Genomic DNA, 13141 nt, shown 5'->3' with positions numbered 1-13141 from the left:
GCGCCACCGGGCAATAGCTTTCCTCCCAAATTCAACAACCTGTGATCTCCGTCGGCGCATTCGCTTGACGACAATTTGAGCGCATGTTAACAGAATGTTTTGCCTTTATTTGGCCCGTCAGATAAGGAACATTCATGTTACGGTACAGTCTCTTAACCGCCGGGCTGATGCTCGGCGCCTCTGCCTTTGCCGCCCCGGCAGGGGATCTCCCTTTAATGCCCTGGCCTGCAAAGGTCGAACGCCCGACGACCCAGGGCGCGCTGGTGCTCGGCAACGACCTATCCATCAGCGTCAGCGGGGACGATCTCGGTGACGCCGCCAGCCGCCTGCGCCAGCGCATCGCCCTGCAAACCGGCTGGACGCTGCAGCCGCAGGCTGAAAAGCCCGACAAACCGACGATCCGCATCGCCATCGCGAAAAAGGTAAAACCGCAGCCGCTGCCGGACAGCGATGAAAGCTACAGGCTTACGGTGGATGCCAACGGTGTGAACATCTCCGCCAACACCCGCTTCGGCGCACTGCGCGCCATGGAAACCCTGCTCCAGCTGGTGCAGAACGGCGCGGAAAACACCTCGCTGCCGTGGGTGACCATTGAAGATTCGCCGCGCTTCCCGTGGCGCGGGCTGCTGCTGGACTCGGCGCGCCACTTCATTCCGCTGCCGGATATCAAACGGCAGATCGACGGCATGGCCGCCGCCAAGCTCAACGTCCTGCACTGGCACTTAACCGACGATCAGGGCTGGCGCTTCGGCTCGACGCGCTACCCAAAGCTGACGCAGCTTGCCAGCGACGGGCTGTTCTACACGCCGGAACAGATGCGTGAGGTTGTGCGCTACGCCGCCGAGCGCGGCATTCGCGTGGTGCCGGAGATCGACATGCCGGGCCACGCCTCGGCGATTGCCGTGGCCTACCCGGAGCTGATGAGCGCGCCGGGGCCGTACGCCATGGAGCGCCACTGGGGCGTGCTGAAGCCGGTTCTGGATCCCACCAAAGAGGCAGCTTACGCCTTTGCCGACGCGATGGTCAGCGAACTGGCGGCGATCTTCCCCGATCCGTATCTGCACATCGGCGGCGACGAGGTGGATGACAGCCAGTGGAAAGCGAACCCGGCCATCCAGCAGTTTATGCGCGACAAAAAGCTGGCGGACAGCCACGCGCTGCAGGCCTATTTCAACCGCAGGCTGGAGACGATCCTCGAAAAACATCATCGGCAGATGGTCGGCTGGGACGAGATCTACCATCCCGATCTGCCGAAAAGCATTCTGATCCAGTCCTGGCAGGGGCAGGACGCGCTGGGGCAGGTGGCGCAGAACGGCTATAAGGGCATTCTCTCGACGGGCTTCTATCTCGACCAGCCCCAGTCCACCGCCTATCACTACCGCAACGAGATCGTCCCGCAGGGGCTGAACGGCGTGGACGTCGTAGCCGACACCGACAGCGCCCAGAGCTGGGCCTTTTCCATGCCGCGCCTGAAGGGCAAGCCGGTGGAGGGGAGCTTTACCCTGGTGAAAGGGGATGCGGGCTGGCGCGGGTTCATTGATTTTGCCGGGAAATCCCGTCGTGCGGTGCAGAACATCGAATGGCGCGACGACAGCCAGGTGACGTTTACCGTTGATACGTGGATGGGCGAAACGCGCCCGGTTGTGACCGTCGACAACGACACGCTTACCGGCTATTTCCTTGTCGGGAATACCCGCTACCCGATTAGCGGCACGCGTCTGGACGACGTGCCGAAAGGCACGCCCCCCGTCGTGCCGGACGCGGCGAATCAGGCCAACCTGCTCGGCGGAGAGGCCGCGCTGTGGGCAGAACACGTGGTGGCGCCGGTGCTGGATATCCGCCTGTGGCCGCGCACCTTTGCGGTGGCGGAGCGGCTGTGGTCCGCCCAGGACGTCAACGATGTCGACAACATGTACACCCGCCTGCAGGCGATGGACAGCTGGTCGACGGTGTCGGTCGGGCTGCAGCAGCATACCCAGCAGCAGGTGCAGTTCACGCGCCTTGCGAATAATGCCGACACCCTGCCGCTGCAGATCCTCGCTCAGGCGATTGAGCCGGCGCAGTACTACACCCGCCAGCACCTGAAGTTCCAGGCCGGAAACTATCACCAGTTCGAGCCGCTCAACCGCTTCGCCGATGCGCTGAACGCCGAAAGCGCCACCGTGCGCCAGATGCACAGGTGGGCGGACCGGCTGGTGAGCGACGCGGAAGATACGGAAAGCGCCGAGGCGCTGCGCCACGTCTTTAACCGCTGGCAGAGCAACACCAGCGATGCGCTGGCGCTAAGCGAAAACAGCTATCAGCTGAAGGCAATGAAGCCGGTGATCCAGGAGGTGGATAAGCTGGCCTCCATTGGCCTTCGCCTGACGGATCTGGTGGCGCGTCAGGGCACGCTGGACGATAAGGAGATTGCGTCGATTCAGCGCGAGCTGGATAACGCGGCAAGGGTGCAGGACGAAGTGGTCATCGCGGCGGTCTATCCGCTGGAGACGCTGCTCAGGGCGACGCGAAACCAGTAACATAAGCGCCCGGTGGCGCTACGCTTACCGGGCCTACACGTCACGCAGGCCCGGCAAACGAAGTGCCGCCGGGCGTAAAGGCAACTCAGTTCTTCAATATCCACGCCTCTTTCCAGTGTGAACCCACGCCGGGTTCGAACTGGGTGGCGGTCGTGCTGTACTGCTTGCAGTACCCGCTGTACGGGAACGGCTTGCACTCATAGGTCTTACCGTCTTTAGGCTGCAACACCACGGTGCCCGCCTTATAAGAGGCAACGTTATCCGGGAAGATAAAATCAGATTTACCGGTATTGCCGGAGGCGGCTTCACCTTCGAGCATCATATCCAGCACGTCCTGCGCGAACAGGGTGCCGGCTTTATTGGTGGCGTAGTATTTCAGCATGTGGTGTCCTGGCGTGACGTTTGTCAGGTTCATGGTCACGTCCTGGCTGCTGTTATTCATATCCTGCTTAAGGTAGCCTTTTTCCGCCCCGGGATGGTTTAACACGTGCGCTTCAACGTTCACGTCACCCTGCGTATTGACGTGGAATGTCACCGTCGCGGCACCGTTAATCACTTTGCTGTAATGCAGGTCAGTCACGGCGATGGACTCATTCACCACTGCTTTTTGCTCTTCATAAGAAATCGCCACCGACTTCAGCGTGCTGCCCTCTTTTACGAAAACGCTGTTTGCGCCGTGAACCGGGTTAACGTCTCCGCTTTCATCCTTCACGCCGACGCGCACGTCGCTGTGGGCGCTGTTAATTTTTTGCGCCAGATCGTAAGCCCACTGGTTGGCATCGCCCTGTTGAGGCGAGGCGATGGTTAGCCCGGTCGCCATGGAGGCGATTTCGCCATTGGCATCGAAGAAGCGGGCAATCACCTTATCGCCCACGTTGAGGTTGTTACCCGCGACCTGGCCGCTCAGCGTTTTGCGCCAGACGGAGGCGGCGGCCGGGGTTTCATCCGGCGTGACGCTGCCGCCGTTGCCGAAATCCACGTCGATGGCCTGATAGAAGCTGTTGGCGGTATCGGCAATTTCCCACACGCCGTAAATTACCTGATAACCGGTACGTTCCGGCACGTTACAGTTCATCGACTGGGTCATTGCGGGCGCCTGGCCATTGCCGTTCACCGTGCAAAACGGCGTTAAGTCGAACTGATCGCGGGTCAGCGGCTTGTTCGGATTCCAGTTTTGTTTGGTGATGTAATAACGCCAGTTGGTGGTTTTGTGCGGCGCGGTGTGGTGCCAGACAAACTGATGCACCCCGGCGGTCATCGGCGTTTTGGTCCAGGCATTCTGGCTTTGCTTATCAAGCTGGGAGTAGTTGGCAATCCCGGCGCTGGCGAGTTCGCCATCCGGCGGCAGGTTCCCTGACGGGAAACCGGAGGCCCGTTCTACGCTCTGGGGTTCATATTCCACCAGACCGCAGTCAATATTTTGTCCCTGTTTGCACATATAAGCGCGGCTGGCGGGAGATTCGATATAGCCGTGCGCCAGCGCAGAAGAGGCTACCGTGAAGGTTGCTACAGCCAACGCAATGCTGGAGATTTTCATTTTTAGTCCGAAGCGGGAATTGATAAAGGTGTGCGAGTGTATTTATTCCCGGACCGCGCCGTCATCGTCTTGCGAAGGTAAAAATAGCCAATAAAAAAGGCAGCCGAAGCTGCCCTGTATAAACTGAAGTGAATTAGCGGCGTATGGCAATCGCTTCGATTTCAATTTTCACGTCTTTTGGCAGACGCGCGACTTCCACGCAGGAGCGCGCCGGGAAGGTGGCGTTGTGCTCGGTGAAGAAGGCTTCGTAAGTAGCGTTAACGGTCGCGAAGTCGTTCAGATCTTTCACGAAAACGGTGGTTTTCACGATGTCGCCCACTTTCAGTCCGGCAGATTCAACGATAGCCTGCACGTTTTCCAGCGACTGGCGCGCCTGCGCCGCAACGTCGGCTGGCACTTCGCCGGTTTTTGGGTTCACCGGGATCTGACCTGAGGTAATGATCATGCTGCCCAGATCAACGCCCTGAACGTAAGGGCCGATAGCGGCTGGTGCATTTTCCGTCGCGAGTACTTTGCTCATGTTTTCTCCAGAATGACAGCGTTAAGAATGTTCCCGGCCATTATAACAGCCGGGATTTCATTACCAACCTCAATTAGTTGGCCAGCACCACATAATGAGAAAACTCTTTTTCGCAGTATTTGCATTTGAGCGCGATGTCATCGGCGCGTTTTTTCACTGCAAAGCTGGAGGAAACCGGCTCGGCATGACTGATGCAGTTGCTGTTCGGGCAGACCAGCACGCGCTCGATGCGATCCGGCAGGCTCGGGCGGGATTTGCCGACCACTTCATACTCGTCGATGCGGTTGACGGTAGCGTCCGGCGCGTACAGCGACAGCTGGTTTACCTGCTCGTCGGTCAGGAAGGTGTTCTCGATTTTAATCAGGTCCTTGCGGCCCATCTCGCCCGACGGCAGGTTCAGGCCGATGGTGATGCGCTGGTCGGTTTCGGTCAGCTTGAACAGCGTCAGCAGCTTAAAGCCCACCCGGGCAGGGATATGGTCAATCACGGTGCCACGCTTGATGGCTTCAACCTGGAGTTTGTTATCGTGCGTCATGGTCGTCTCCCCTTACAGAGCTAAGTCGCGATTCAGAACCAGTGCCAGTAACGCCTGGCGGGCGAAAATGCCGTTCCCGGCCTGCTGGAAATACCAGGCGTGCGGCGTTTTATCCACGTCTGTGGTGATCTCATCGATGCGCGGCAGCGGGTGCAGCACCTTCATGTTGTCGCGCGCGCCCTCGAGGTCGCTGGCGCGCAGCACGAACTGCGCCTTCACGTTGGCGTATTCGGACGGGTCCAGACGCTCTTTCTGCACGCGGGTCATGTAGAGAATATCCACGTGGCTCATCACCTCTTCGATGCTGGCGTGCAGGCTCCACTGGATGCCTTTCTCGTCCAGCATGTCGAGAATGTACTGCGGCATCGCCAGCGCGTCCGGGGCGATGAAGAAGAAGCGGTTGCCGTTAAATTTCGCCAGCGCCTGGGTGAGGGAGTGAACGGTGCGGCCGTATTTCAGGTCGCCGACCATCGCGATATTCAGGTTCTCGAGCGTGCCCTGGGTCTCCTGAATGGTGAACAGATCCAGCAGGGTCTGCGTCGGGTGCTGGTTAGCACCGTCACCGGCGTTCAGCACCGGAATGCCGCCGGAGAATTCGGTTGCCAGACGCGCCGCGCCCTCCTGCGGGTGACGCATCACAATCGCGTCGACGTAGGTGCTAATCACTGAAATGGTATCCGCCAGGGTTTCGCCTTTTTTACCCAGCGACGTGTTGCTGCTGTCCGAGAAGCCCACCACGCTCGCGCCCAGGCGGTGCATGGAGGTCTCGAAGGAGAGGCGGGTGCGGGTCGAGGCTTCAAAGAAGCAGCTCGCAATCACCTTGTGCTTCAGCAGCTCCGGTTGCGGATTGGCCTTCAGTTTTGCCGCGGTTTCCAGAACCAGTTCCAGCTCTTCGCGGCTGAGGTCGTTTATGGAAATGATGTGTTTTTGATAAAGCGGATTCATGTTTATCTCCTGACGCCGGGCAAAAAAAAGCCCCTCAAATGAGGGGCTCTGGGAATAGGTTTAGCAACGGGAAGAAAAACGGCAGGCCAGCGTCTGATTTCAGACGCGGTAAGACGTTATGTCGTACACGCTTGACCATGCTTCCTCCCGGCAAATTGTCGGGCATTATACGCAGCTCGCTTTTCGGATCAAGCGATTTAATGCACGCTTTACTCAGTGCAAACGGTTCTTTGTGAATATTAATGCGTTCTGAGTAAATAATTAATTTGCTTGTGCACCAGCGCGGTGCGCTTCACCACCCGGGGCGCGACCCAGACGATACTGCTGCCCGCCACCACGCCTAAAATCTCCGGGAGCTGGTGATAATCCAGAATACGCGCCACCGCGCGGCCATATCCGGCGACGGTATGCACAAGGATAAACTCGCTATTGTGCTCGACGCTGACCACCATTTCGGACACGGTACGCGCGGCGTCGGGAGCCGGGCGCAGCTGGGGATTCAGCGAATAAATCTTTAGCCCTTTGGCATTTCGAATTTTTATGACGCCGAGCAATTTAAGCAGACGTGAAACGGTGGACTGGCTGATGGTTTCAAAACCACGCTCCTGCAAATCCCGGCGGATCTCCTCCTGAGAGAGATAACTCTTTTCTGCGATCAGGCGCTGGCAGACCGTCAGCTGTAACTGTTCTTTTGGAGAGTAATCACCATATTCCGTCATAACTATTTCTCATGTAAGTGGCTGAAACAAAACGCCCGGTGGCGCTACGCTTACCGGGCCTACAACTTCAAAACATCACATCATTGCCCCCAGGCTTAACGCCACCATGATCACCACCGTCAGGATCCCCAGCAGCGGCGCCACCCATTTCAGATAACGCACGTAGGGCACGCGGGCGATAGCCAGCCCGCCCATGACCACCGCCGAGGTCGGCGTGACCAGGTTAACGATGCCGGAAGCGGACTGGTAAGCGGTTACCACCAGGTCGCGGTTGACGTTAGCGAAATCGGCAAGCGGTGCCATGATCGGCATCGTCAGAACGGCCAGGCCGGATGAAGAAGGCACAAGAAACGACAGCACGACCTCCAGCCAGTACATCACGTTGATAAACGCCACCGTGGACAACCCGCTGACCAGACCTTCCGCGCTGTGCAAAATGGTGTGGGTAATCATGCCCTTATCCATAATGACTACGATACCGCGCGCGATGCCGATAATCAGCGCGACGCCCAGCAAATCTCGCGCGCCGTTGATAAACGTCGACGTCAGCTCCTCTTCGCTCATCCGCGCAATCAGCCCGACGATAATCGCGCTGGCGAGAAACACCGCCGAGATCTCCGCCATCCACCACCCGAGCACCGCCACGCCGTAGATCATGACCGCGAAGGCGAGGGCGAAAATCACCAGGATGAGTTTGCGCACCGGGGTGAATTCCAGCGACTGTTCGCCCTTGTTGCCGAGGAAGTGGGCGCGGTTCTCCTCCTGCTTATCCGCGACGATAGAGAGTGAAGGATCCTTGCGAACCTTGCGGGCGTAACGCATGACCCACGCCACGCAGATGATCCAGCCGATGACCAGCAGCGCCACGCGCAGGGCGATGCCGTTGGTGAAGGGGATCCCGGCGGCGTTGGCGGCGATCACCGTCGCGAACGGGTTGATGGTGGAGCCGAGCGTGCCGATCCCCGCCCCGAGCAGCACGGTAGAGGCGGCGACCACCGGATCGAACCGGGCGGCCAGCATTACCGGCACCAGCAGGGTATAGAACGGCAGGGATTCTTCGGCCATGCCGTAAATCGTGCCGCCCGCGGCAAACAGCGCCATCAGGATCGGGATCATCCACTCCTCGCGCCCGCGCAGCCGGGTGGTAACGCGCTCGATCCCGGCGTCAATCGCGCCGGTTTTGGTGACGATCCCGAGAAATCCCCCGATGATCAGGATAAACAGCGCCACGTCGATCGCCCCGGCCTGGCCGGAAACCGGATCGTACAGCCCGGCAATGGGCGCCATCAGGACGGAAACCAGCCCCTGCGGATGGGCCGCCACGTGCGCGTAGGTGCCGGCAATCGGGACCTCTTTGCCGAGGGTCTCGTTCATTGCCATCTGGTACTGACCGGCGGGGACGACCCAGCTCAGCACCGCCACAACGGCAATCAGAAAAAAGAGAATGGTGTAAGCGGAGGGAAACTTAAACTTGCCCATGATGTTCTCCTTAAACCCGGCGCACCCCGCGGCGCGCCGGGCGGTGATTAGTCGCCGAGTGTCGCCACCATGACCGCTTTAATGGTGTGCATGCGGTTCTCCGCTTCGTCGAAGACGATGGAGTTTGGCGATTCGAAGACCTCTTCCGTCACCTCAAGCCCCTTCAGTCCATAGGCCATCTCGATCTCGCGGCCCACTTTGGTGTGCTCGTTGTGGAATGCGGGCAGGCAGTGCATGAACTTGACGTTCGGGTTGCCGGTGGCCTTCATCACGTCCGCATTGATCTGATACGGCTTCATCAGGCTGACGCGCTCGGCCCAGGCCTCCTTCGGCTCGCCCATGGAGACCCACACGTCGGTGTAGAGGAAATCGGCCCCGCGAACGCCTTCTTCCACGTCGTCGGTGAGGGTGATGCGCGCGCCCGTCTCTTTGGCGATGGCGCGGCACTGCTCAACCAGCCCGGCTTCCGGCCAGAAGGATTTCGGTGCCACCAGGCGAATATCCATTCCCATCTTGGCCGCACCGACCATCAGGGAATTCCCCATGTTGTTGCGGGCGTCGCCGAGATAGGCAAAGCTCAGCTCCGGCAGGGTTTTGCCCGGCGCGTGCTCCAGCATGGTCATCAGGTCAGCCAGGATCTGCGTCGGGTGGAACTCGTCGGTCAGGCCGTTCCACACCGGCACGCCCGCGTACTCGCCCAGCTCCTCGACGATGGCCTGGCCGTAGCCGCGGTATTCGATGCCGTCGTACATTCGGCCCAGCACGCGGGCAGTGTCCTTCATCGACTCTTTATGGCCGATCTGCGAGCCGCTTGGGCCGAGGTAGGTCACCTGTGCGCCCTGGTCGAACGCGCCCACTTCGAAGGCGCAGCGGGTGCGGGTGGAGGTTTTTTCAAAGATCAGGGCGATGTTTTTCCCGACCAGAGTCTGCTTTTCGCGCCCGGCTTTTTTGGCCGCCTTCAGCTCGATGGCGAGGTCGATCAGGTACTGGATCGCCGCCGGGGTGTAGTCCAGCAGTTTCAGGAAGTTGCGGTTTTTCAGGTTGATGGTCATGGCTAAATCCTTTTTAAAATGAGTGCTCAGTTACGAATCAACGTGCCTTTCTCGCCCGCCAGGATCTCCGCGCCGTCATTCAGCGCGCCGATCCCGGCTATGCCGTTGCAGGCTTCAACGAACTCGCGGCAGGCGGCCACTTTCGGCCCCATCGATCCAGCGTCGAACTGCATGTCTCTGAGCAGCTCCGGCGTGACCTGCGCCAGCGGGCGCTGGGTCGGCTTGCCCCAGTCGAGGTACACCGCGTCGGCATCGGTCAGGATCAGCAGGGCGTCGGCCTCTATCTGGCGGGCCAGCAGGGCGGCGGAAAGGTCTTTGTCGATCACCGCCTCAATCCCGCGATAGCCGTTGGCGTTCTCCACCACCGGCACGCCGCCGCCGCCGTTGCAGATCACCAGGTGGTCGCGCTGGATCAGCGCCGTGATGGCGTCGCTCTCGACGATGCGCTTCGGCTGCGGTGACGGCACCACGCGACGGACGTAGCTGCCGTCGGCCTTAAACACCCAGCCTTTTTCCGCGGCCAGCGCCTTCGCCTGGGCTTCGCTGTACACCGGCCCGATGTACTTGGTCGGATTGCTAAAGGCAGGGTCGGCGGGGTCCACTTCCACCTGCGTGAGCAGGACGCTTACCTCCCGCTGCGGCAGGCTGTTTTTCAGCGCCTGCTGGAGCATGTAGCCGATCATTCCCTGGCTTTCGGCACCGAGAACGTCCAGCGGATAGGGCGTCACTTTGTCGTAGGCGCTGTTCTGCAGGGCCAGCAGCCCGACCTGCGGGCCGTTGCCGTGCACCAGCACCACGCGCCACTGCGCCGTCAGCCCGGCGATGGTGCGGGCGGCCTGCTCGATGTTCTGGCGCTGGATCTCCGCTTCCAGCGGCTCGCCGCGCTTCAGCAGCGCGTTGCCGCCCAGGGCCACAACCAGAGTGGGTTTTCGTTCCATGATGGCTCCTTTAAATTCCGTCGCGTTCCAGTGGGCAGCTCATGCAGCGCGCGCCGCCGCGGCCGCGTCCAAGCTCGTCGCCCGGGATGGGCAGCACGGTAATGCCCGCTTTGTCGTACTTCTCGTTGGTCCAGACGTTGCGCTCGTAGCCGATCACCACGCCCGGGCGGATGGTCAGCACGTTGTTGGCGTCGTTCCACTGCTCGCGTTCCGCTTCAAAAGCGTCGCCGCCGGTGGTGATCAGGCGCACCTGGTTAATGCCGAGCGCCTTCTCGATGGCGTGCAGCAGGTCGGTTTCCTGGGTGCGCAGCAGCCCGCCGCGTCCGTCCGGGGTGAGCGTCCAGCACTGGGCGTCCTTGCGCACCACTTCCGGGTAGACGGAGAAGGTATCCACGTCGATGTGGGTCATCACGGTATCGAGGTGCATGCAGGAGCGGTGTTTTGGCAGCTCAACGGCGATCACGCGCTCGGCCTGACGGTGTTTGAACAGGCTGTTGGCGAGGAACTCCACGCCCTGCGGCGTCGTGCGCTCGGACATGCCGATCAGCACCGCCCCGCGGCCAATGACCAATACGTCGCCGCCTTCCAGGGTGGCGTGGTCGTAATTAATATTCTCGTCGCCGAAATACTTAATAAAATCGCCGTCGGCAAACGCCGGGTGCCAGCGATATATTGCCCGCAGGTTATTGGTTTCACGCTGGCGGGCCGGTTTGGCCATCGGGTTAATAGAGACGCCGTTATATATCCAGCATGAGGTATCGCGGGTGAATAAATGGTTCGGCAGCGGCTTCATAATAAAGTCATTCGCCGTGTGGGTATCCACCACCATATTTTTAAAGGCCGCCGGAATTTCGCCGTAGGTTAATCCGCCGCTTAATCTGCGCGCCAGTTCCCGGTGCGGCATATCTGCCAGCCAGCCGCGCACGTCGCCGGCAAAGGTTGGGCCGAGGCGGTAGTCAGAGATTTGCGTCTCCAGCAGCCAGGCTTTGGCTTCTGTAATATCAAGGGTTTGAGTGAGAAGGTCGGTCAACAGCAGGACTTCCACACCCTGCTCGCGCAGCGTGTTTGCGAAGATGTCATGCTCTTCACCCGCCCGTTCAACCGAGAGCACGTCATCGAAAAGCAGCTCCTGACAGTTTGATGGCGTTAAGCGTTTCAGGCTTAAATTTGGGCGGTGCAGCATAACGCTACGCAATTGACCAATTTCAGAACCGACGTAATGCTTTTCCATAATTATTCCTTTAACTGTTTTTCAGAATAAAAAGGGCATGCGCCATGTCATGTATTAATTTCATGGCGGCTAAGCTCAATTGATTTCGTGATTCATACTAGGCAGTTAAATAATCCGTATTGTGATATCGCTCACGCGAAAACGGATATTAAGGGGTTTGTTTTCATTTGCATGATTCGCATCAGATAATGATTAATTTCATATTATTGCAGGGTGAATAGCTAAGCAGGATCCGGCGGCATTATTTGAGGTTGTTATTATTTTGTAGATTTTAATCCTTTGAAATATATTGTTATGTGTCTGATTTTAAATGATAAAAATGACGAGTAGGAATGGCTATGCAATTAACGTAATTAACTATTTTTGACTTAAGAAAAATCAATAAATAATTATGGTTTTGTAGAGCAAATTATCAAAATAGTAAAGTGTGAGACGGCAAGGAGTTTTGTTAATTAAAGCGAATGATCAACAGGTTAGAGCGGTCGCGTGGCAAGCGTTTATCAAGGTTATGCATAACCCCTGCATAATTGCCCGGGCAGGATTAACAGAGAATTAACACCTTTTCCGATAAACATGCGCTCGCGCAAACCTCTTCCAAAAAGGGCTGGTATGGCAGCCTGGATTCTCGTATAAGGGATAAAAATGAAACGTTGTTTTATATCGAGGGTTTTCGCATGATCATCGGCAACATCCACCATCTCCAGCCCTGGCTGCCGGACGCGCTGCGCCAGGCCATTGAGCACGTCAAAAGTCACGTCACCGACGCGACGCCGCTCGGGAAACATGACATCAACGGCAACAGCCTGTTTTATCTGGTTTCGGAGGACATGACTCAGCCGTTTGCCGAGCGCCGCGCCGAGTACCATGCGCGCTATCTGGATATCCAGATCGTAATGAAGGGCCAGGAGGGGATGACCTTCAGCACCCTGCCGCACGGCACGCCGGACACCGACTGGCTGGCGGACAAAGACATCGCGTTCCTGCCGGAAGGCGAGCAGGAGAAAACCGTGGTGCTAAGCGAAGGGGATTTCGTGGTGTTCTGGCCGGGCGAAGTGCACAAGCCGCTGTGCGCGGTAGGAGCACCGGCGAAAGTGCGTAAGGTTGTGGTGAAGATGCTGGTGGCCTGAAACGGGGTCCTGCGGGAGAGGGCAGCATCGGTGCCTGATTTGCCCGGTGGCGCTGCATCATTGCTCTTGTCAGTACTTTGTTTGGCTCAATTCGCGACAGCCAGATTTCTTGTAAATTCCGCATTAGAAACTGACTGTACCTTCCATAAGTTGTTTTCTTTAACCATGCAGTCTATGACTACGTGATCCTGCTTTTTACCAAATGCAATGTATACGTTGACACAGACTGGATCGGTATCCCCGGCTACGGCTGTGATATTCTGCGCCCAGTCATCTCCAACGTATTGGGCTTTTAAAAACATATCGGCGTCGTAAAATTCTTCTTCTGCATAACGCGGATCCTGCGCGTGACGAAGTTTTTTCATTGTTGATGCTGTGACATATTTATCTATTTCATTGCTATCAGTGATGGGAAACGCATCTTTGTTGATTTGATTAACGTACCAACTGTTAAATGCAACCGCACGCTCAATCGGGTCAGAATAGCCTGCCATCGTAGAGGAGGAAAACAGAAAGAGAAGTAGTAAGATATTTTTCAT

The 13141-nt window shown here is 58.1% G+C and carries 13 protein-coding genes and 1 pseudogene; 3 read left to right on the top strand and 11 right to left on the bottom strand.

What is annotated here, in order from left to right; all coding sequences use genetic code 11:
- The first annotated feature begins 134 nt into the window (after positions 1-134).
- Positions 135-2519 (top strand): beta-N-acetylhexosaminidase, encoded by a 2385-nt coding sequence (locus tag ACJBF3_RS15035; protein ID WP_047716745.1) that lies wholly within the window; start codon positions 135-137, stop codon positions 2517-2519.
- A gap of 85 nt (positions 2520-2604) precedes the next feature.
- On the opposite strand, the gene gbpA is transcribed toward ACJBF3_RS15035, so the two are convergent.
- From gbpA to ACJBF3_RS15010, 5 genes are all read right to left on the bottom strand, one after another.
- Positions 2605-4056: an N-acetylglucosamine-binding protein GbpA gene (gbpA, locus tag ACJBF3_RS15030; protein WP_045331746.1), complete on the bottom strand. Its 1452-nt coding sequence runs from the start codon at positions 4054-4056 to the stop codon at positions 2605-2607.
- 133 nt (positions 4057-4189) lie between these two features.
- Entirely contained in the window at positions 4190-4576 is a 387-nt protein-coding gene (gene ridA / locus ACJBF3_RS15025) for a 2-iminobutanoate/2-iminopropanoate deaminase (protein WP_045331744.1), read from the bottom strand.
- 73 nt (positions 4577-4649) lie between these two features.
- Entirely contained in the window at positions 4650-5111 is a 462-nt protein-coding gene (gene pyrI / locus ACJBF3_RS15020; protein WP_032643868.1) for an aspartate carbamoyltransferase regulatory subunit, read from the bottom strand.
- Between the two features lie 12 nt (positions 5112-5123).
- Complete coding sequence (gene pyrB, locus ACJBF3_RS15015; protein ID WP_045331742.1) at positions 5124-6056, bottom strand: aspartate carbamoyltransferase; 933 nt, start codon at positions 6054-6056, stop codon at positions 5124-5126.
- Positions 6057-6090: 34 nt separating this feature from the next.
- Entirely contained in the window at positions 6091-6195 is a 105-nt protein-coding gene (locus tag ACJBF3_RS15010; protein ID WP_022646880.1) for a pyrBI operon leader peptide, read from the bottom strand.
- Between ACJBF3_RS15010 and ACJBF3_RS15005 the strand changes: the two are divergent.
- Positions 6175-6292: pseudogene (locus tag ACJBF3_RS15005) on the top strand (hypothetical protein). The gene ACJBF3_RS15010 and the pseudogene ACJBF3_RS15005 sit on opposite strands and share 21 nt — an antisense overlap.
- A gap of 3 nt (positions 6293-6295) precedes the next feature.
- Here the strand turns inward: ACJBF3_RS15005 and ACJBF3_RS15000 are convergent.
- The 5 genes from ACJBF3_RS15000 to arcA all read right to left on the bottom strand — a co-directional run bounded on the left by ACJBF3_RS15000 (position 6296) and on the right by arcA (position 11475).
- Positions 6296-6775, bottom strand: coding sequence for an arginine repressor (locus ACJBF3_RS15000; RefSeq protein WP_023334317.1), 480 nt, complete (start codon positions 6773-6775; stop codon positions 6296-6298).
- Positions 6776-6850: 75 nt separating this feature from the next.
- On the bottom strand, positions 6851-8254 hold the full coding sequence (locus ACJBF3_RS14995) for a YfcC family protein (protein WP_045331740.1): 1404 nt from the start codon (positions 8252-8254) through the stop codon (positions 6851-6853).
- Positions 8255-8301: 47 nt separating this feature from the next.
- Positions 8302-9306 (bottom strand): ornithine carbamoyltransferase, encoded by a 1005-nt coding sequence (gene argF, locus ACJBF3_RS14990; protein WP_406545225.1) that lies wholly within the window; start codon positions 9304-9306, stop codon positions 8302-8304.
- Positions 9307-9332: 26 nt separating this feature from the next.
- The gene (gene arcC / locus ACJBF3_RS14985; protein ID WP_045331736.1) at positions 9333-10244 is read right to left on the bottom strand and encodes a carbamate kinase; all 912 of its coding nucleotides are present in this window, start codon (positions 10242-10244) and stop codon (positions 9333-9335) included.
- 10 nt (positions 10245-10254) lie between these two features.
- Positions 10255-11475 (bottom strand): arginine deiminase, encoded by a 1221-nt coding sequence (gene arcA / locus ACJBF3_RS14980; protein ID WP_045331734.1) that lies wholly within the window; start codon positions 11473-11475, stop codon positions 10255-10257.
- Positions 11476-12149: 674 nt separating this feature from the next.
- Between arcA and ACJBF3_RS14975 the strand changes: the two genes are divergently transcribed.
- Entirely contained in the window at positions 12150-12602 is a 453-nt protein-coding gene (locus ACJBF3_RS14975) for a YhcH/YjgK/YiaL family protein (protein WP_045331733.1), read from the top strand.
- 86 nt (positions 12603-12688) lie between these two features.
- On the opposite strand, the gene ACJBF3_RS14970 is transcribed toward ACJBF3_RS14975, so the two are convergent.
- On the bottom strand, positions 12689-13141 hold the full coding sequence (locus tag ACJBF3_RS14970) for a DUF3828 domain-containing protein (protein WP_045331731.1): 453 nt from the start codon (positions 13139-13141) through the stop codon (positions 12689-12691).

Source organism: Enterobacter sp. PP-008-ECC_S150 (assembly GCF_045257065.1).
Taxonomy (GTDB): Bacteria; Pseudomonadota; Gammaproteobacteria; order Enterobacterales; family Enterobacteriaceae; genus Enterobacter; species Enterobacter chengduensis.
Note: the sequence above shows the minus strand (reverse complement) of the source record. Positions and strands in the feature narration are given on the sequence as shown.

What these genes read in the sequence shown, in the direction of transcription:
- ACJBF3_RS15035 (WP_047716745.1), top strand. Translation starts at nt 135, where the DNA reads ATGTTACGGTACAGTCTCTTAACCGCCGGGCTGATGCTCGGCGCCTCT.
- gbpA (WP_045331746.1), bottom strand. Translation starts at nt 4,056, where the DNA reads ATGAAAATCTCCAGCATTGCGTTGGCTGTAGCAACCTTCACGGTAGCC.
- ridA (WP_045331744.1), bottom strand. Translation starts at nt 4,576, where the DNA reads ATGAGCAAAGTACTCGCGACGGAAAATGCACCAGCCGCTATCGGCCCT.
- pyrI (WP_032643868.1), bottom strand. Translation starts at nt 5,111, where the DNA reads ATGACGCACGATAACAAACTCCAGGTTGAAGCCATCAAGCGTGGCACC.
- pyrB (WP_045331742.1), bottom strand. Translation starts at nt 6,056, where the DNA reads ATGAATCCGCTTTATCAAAAACACATCATTTCCATAAACGACCTCAGC.
- ACJBF3_RS15010 (WP_022646880.1), bottom strand. Translation starts at nt 6,195, where the DNA reads ATGGTCAAGCGTGTACGACATAACGTCTTACCGCGTCTGAAATCAGAC.
- ACJBF3_RS15000 (WP_023334317.1), bottom strand. Translation starts at nt 6,775, where the DNA reads ATGACGGAATATGGTGATTACTCTCCAAAAGAACAGTTACAGCTGACG.
- ACJBF3_RS14995 (WP_045331740.1), bottom strand. Translation starts at nt 8,254, where the DNA reads ATGGGCAAGTTTAAGTTTCCCTCCGCTTACACCATTCTCTTTTTTCTG.
- argF (WP_406545225.1), bottom strand. Translation starts at nt 9,306, where the DNA reads ATGACCATCAACCTGAAAAACCGCAACTTCCTGAAACTGCTGGACTAC.
- arcC (WP_045331736.1), bottom strand. Translation starts at nt 10,244, where the DNA reads ATGGAACGAAAACCCACTCTGGTTGTGGCCCTGGGCGGCAACGCGCTG.
- arcA (WP_045331734.1), bottom strand. Translation starts at nt 11,475, where the DNA reads ATGGAAAAGCATTACGTCGGTTCTGAAATTGGTCAATTGCGTAGCGTT.
- ACJBF3_RS14975 (WP_045331733.1), top strand. Translation starts at nt 12,150, where the DNA reads ATGATCATCGGCAACATCCACCATCTCCAGCCCTGGCTGCCGGACGCG.
- ACJBF3_RS14970 (WP_045331731.1), bottom strand. Translation starts at nt 13,141, where the DNA reads ATGAAAAATATCTTACTACTTCTCTTTCTGTTTTCCTCCTCTACGATG.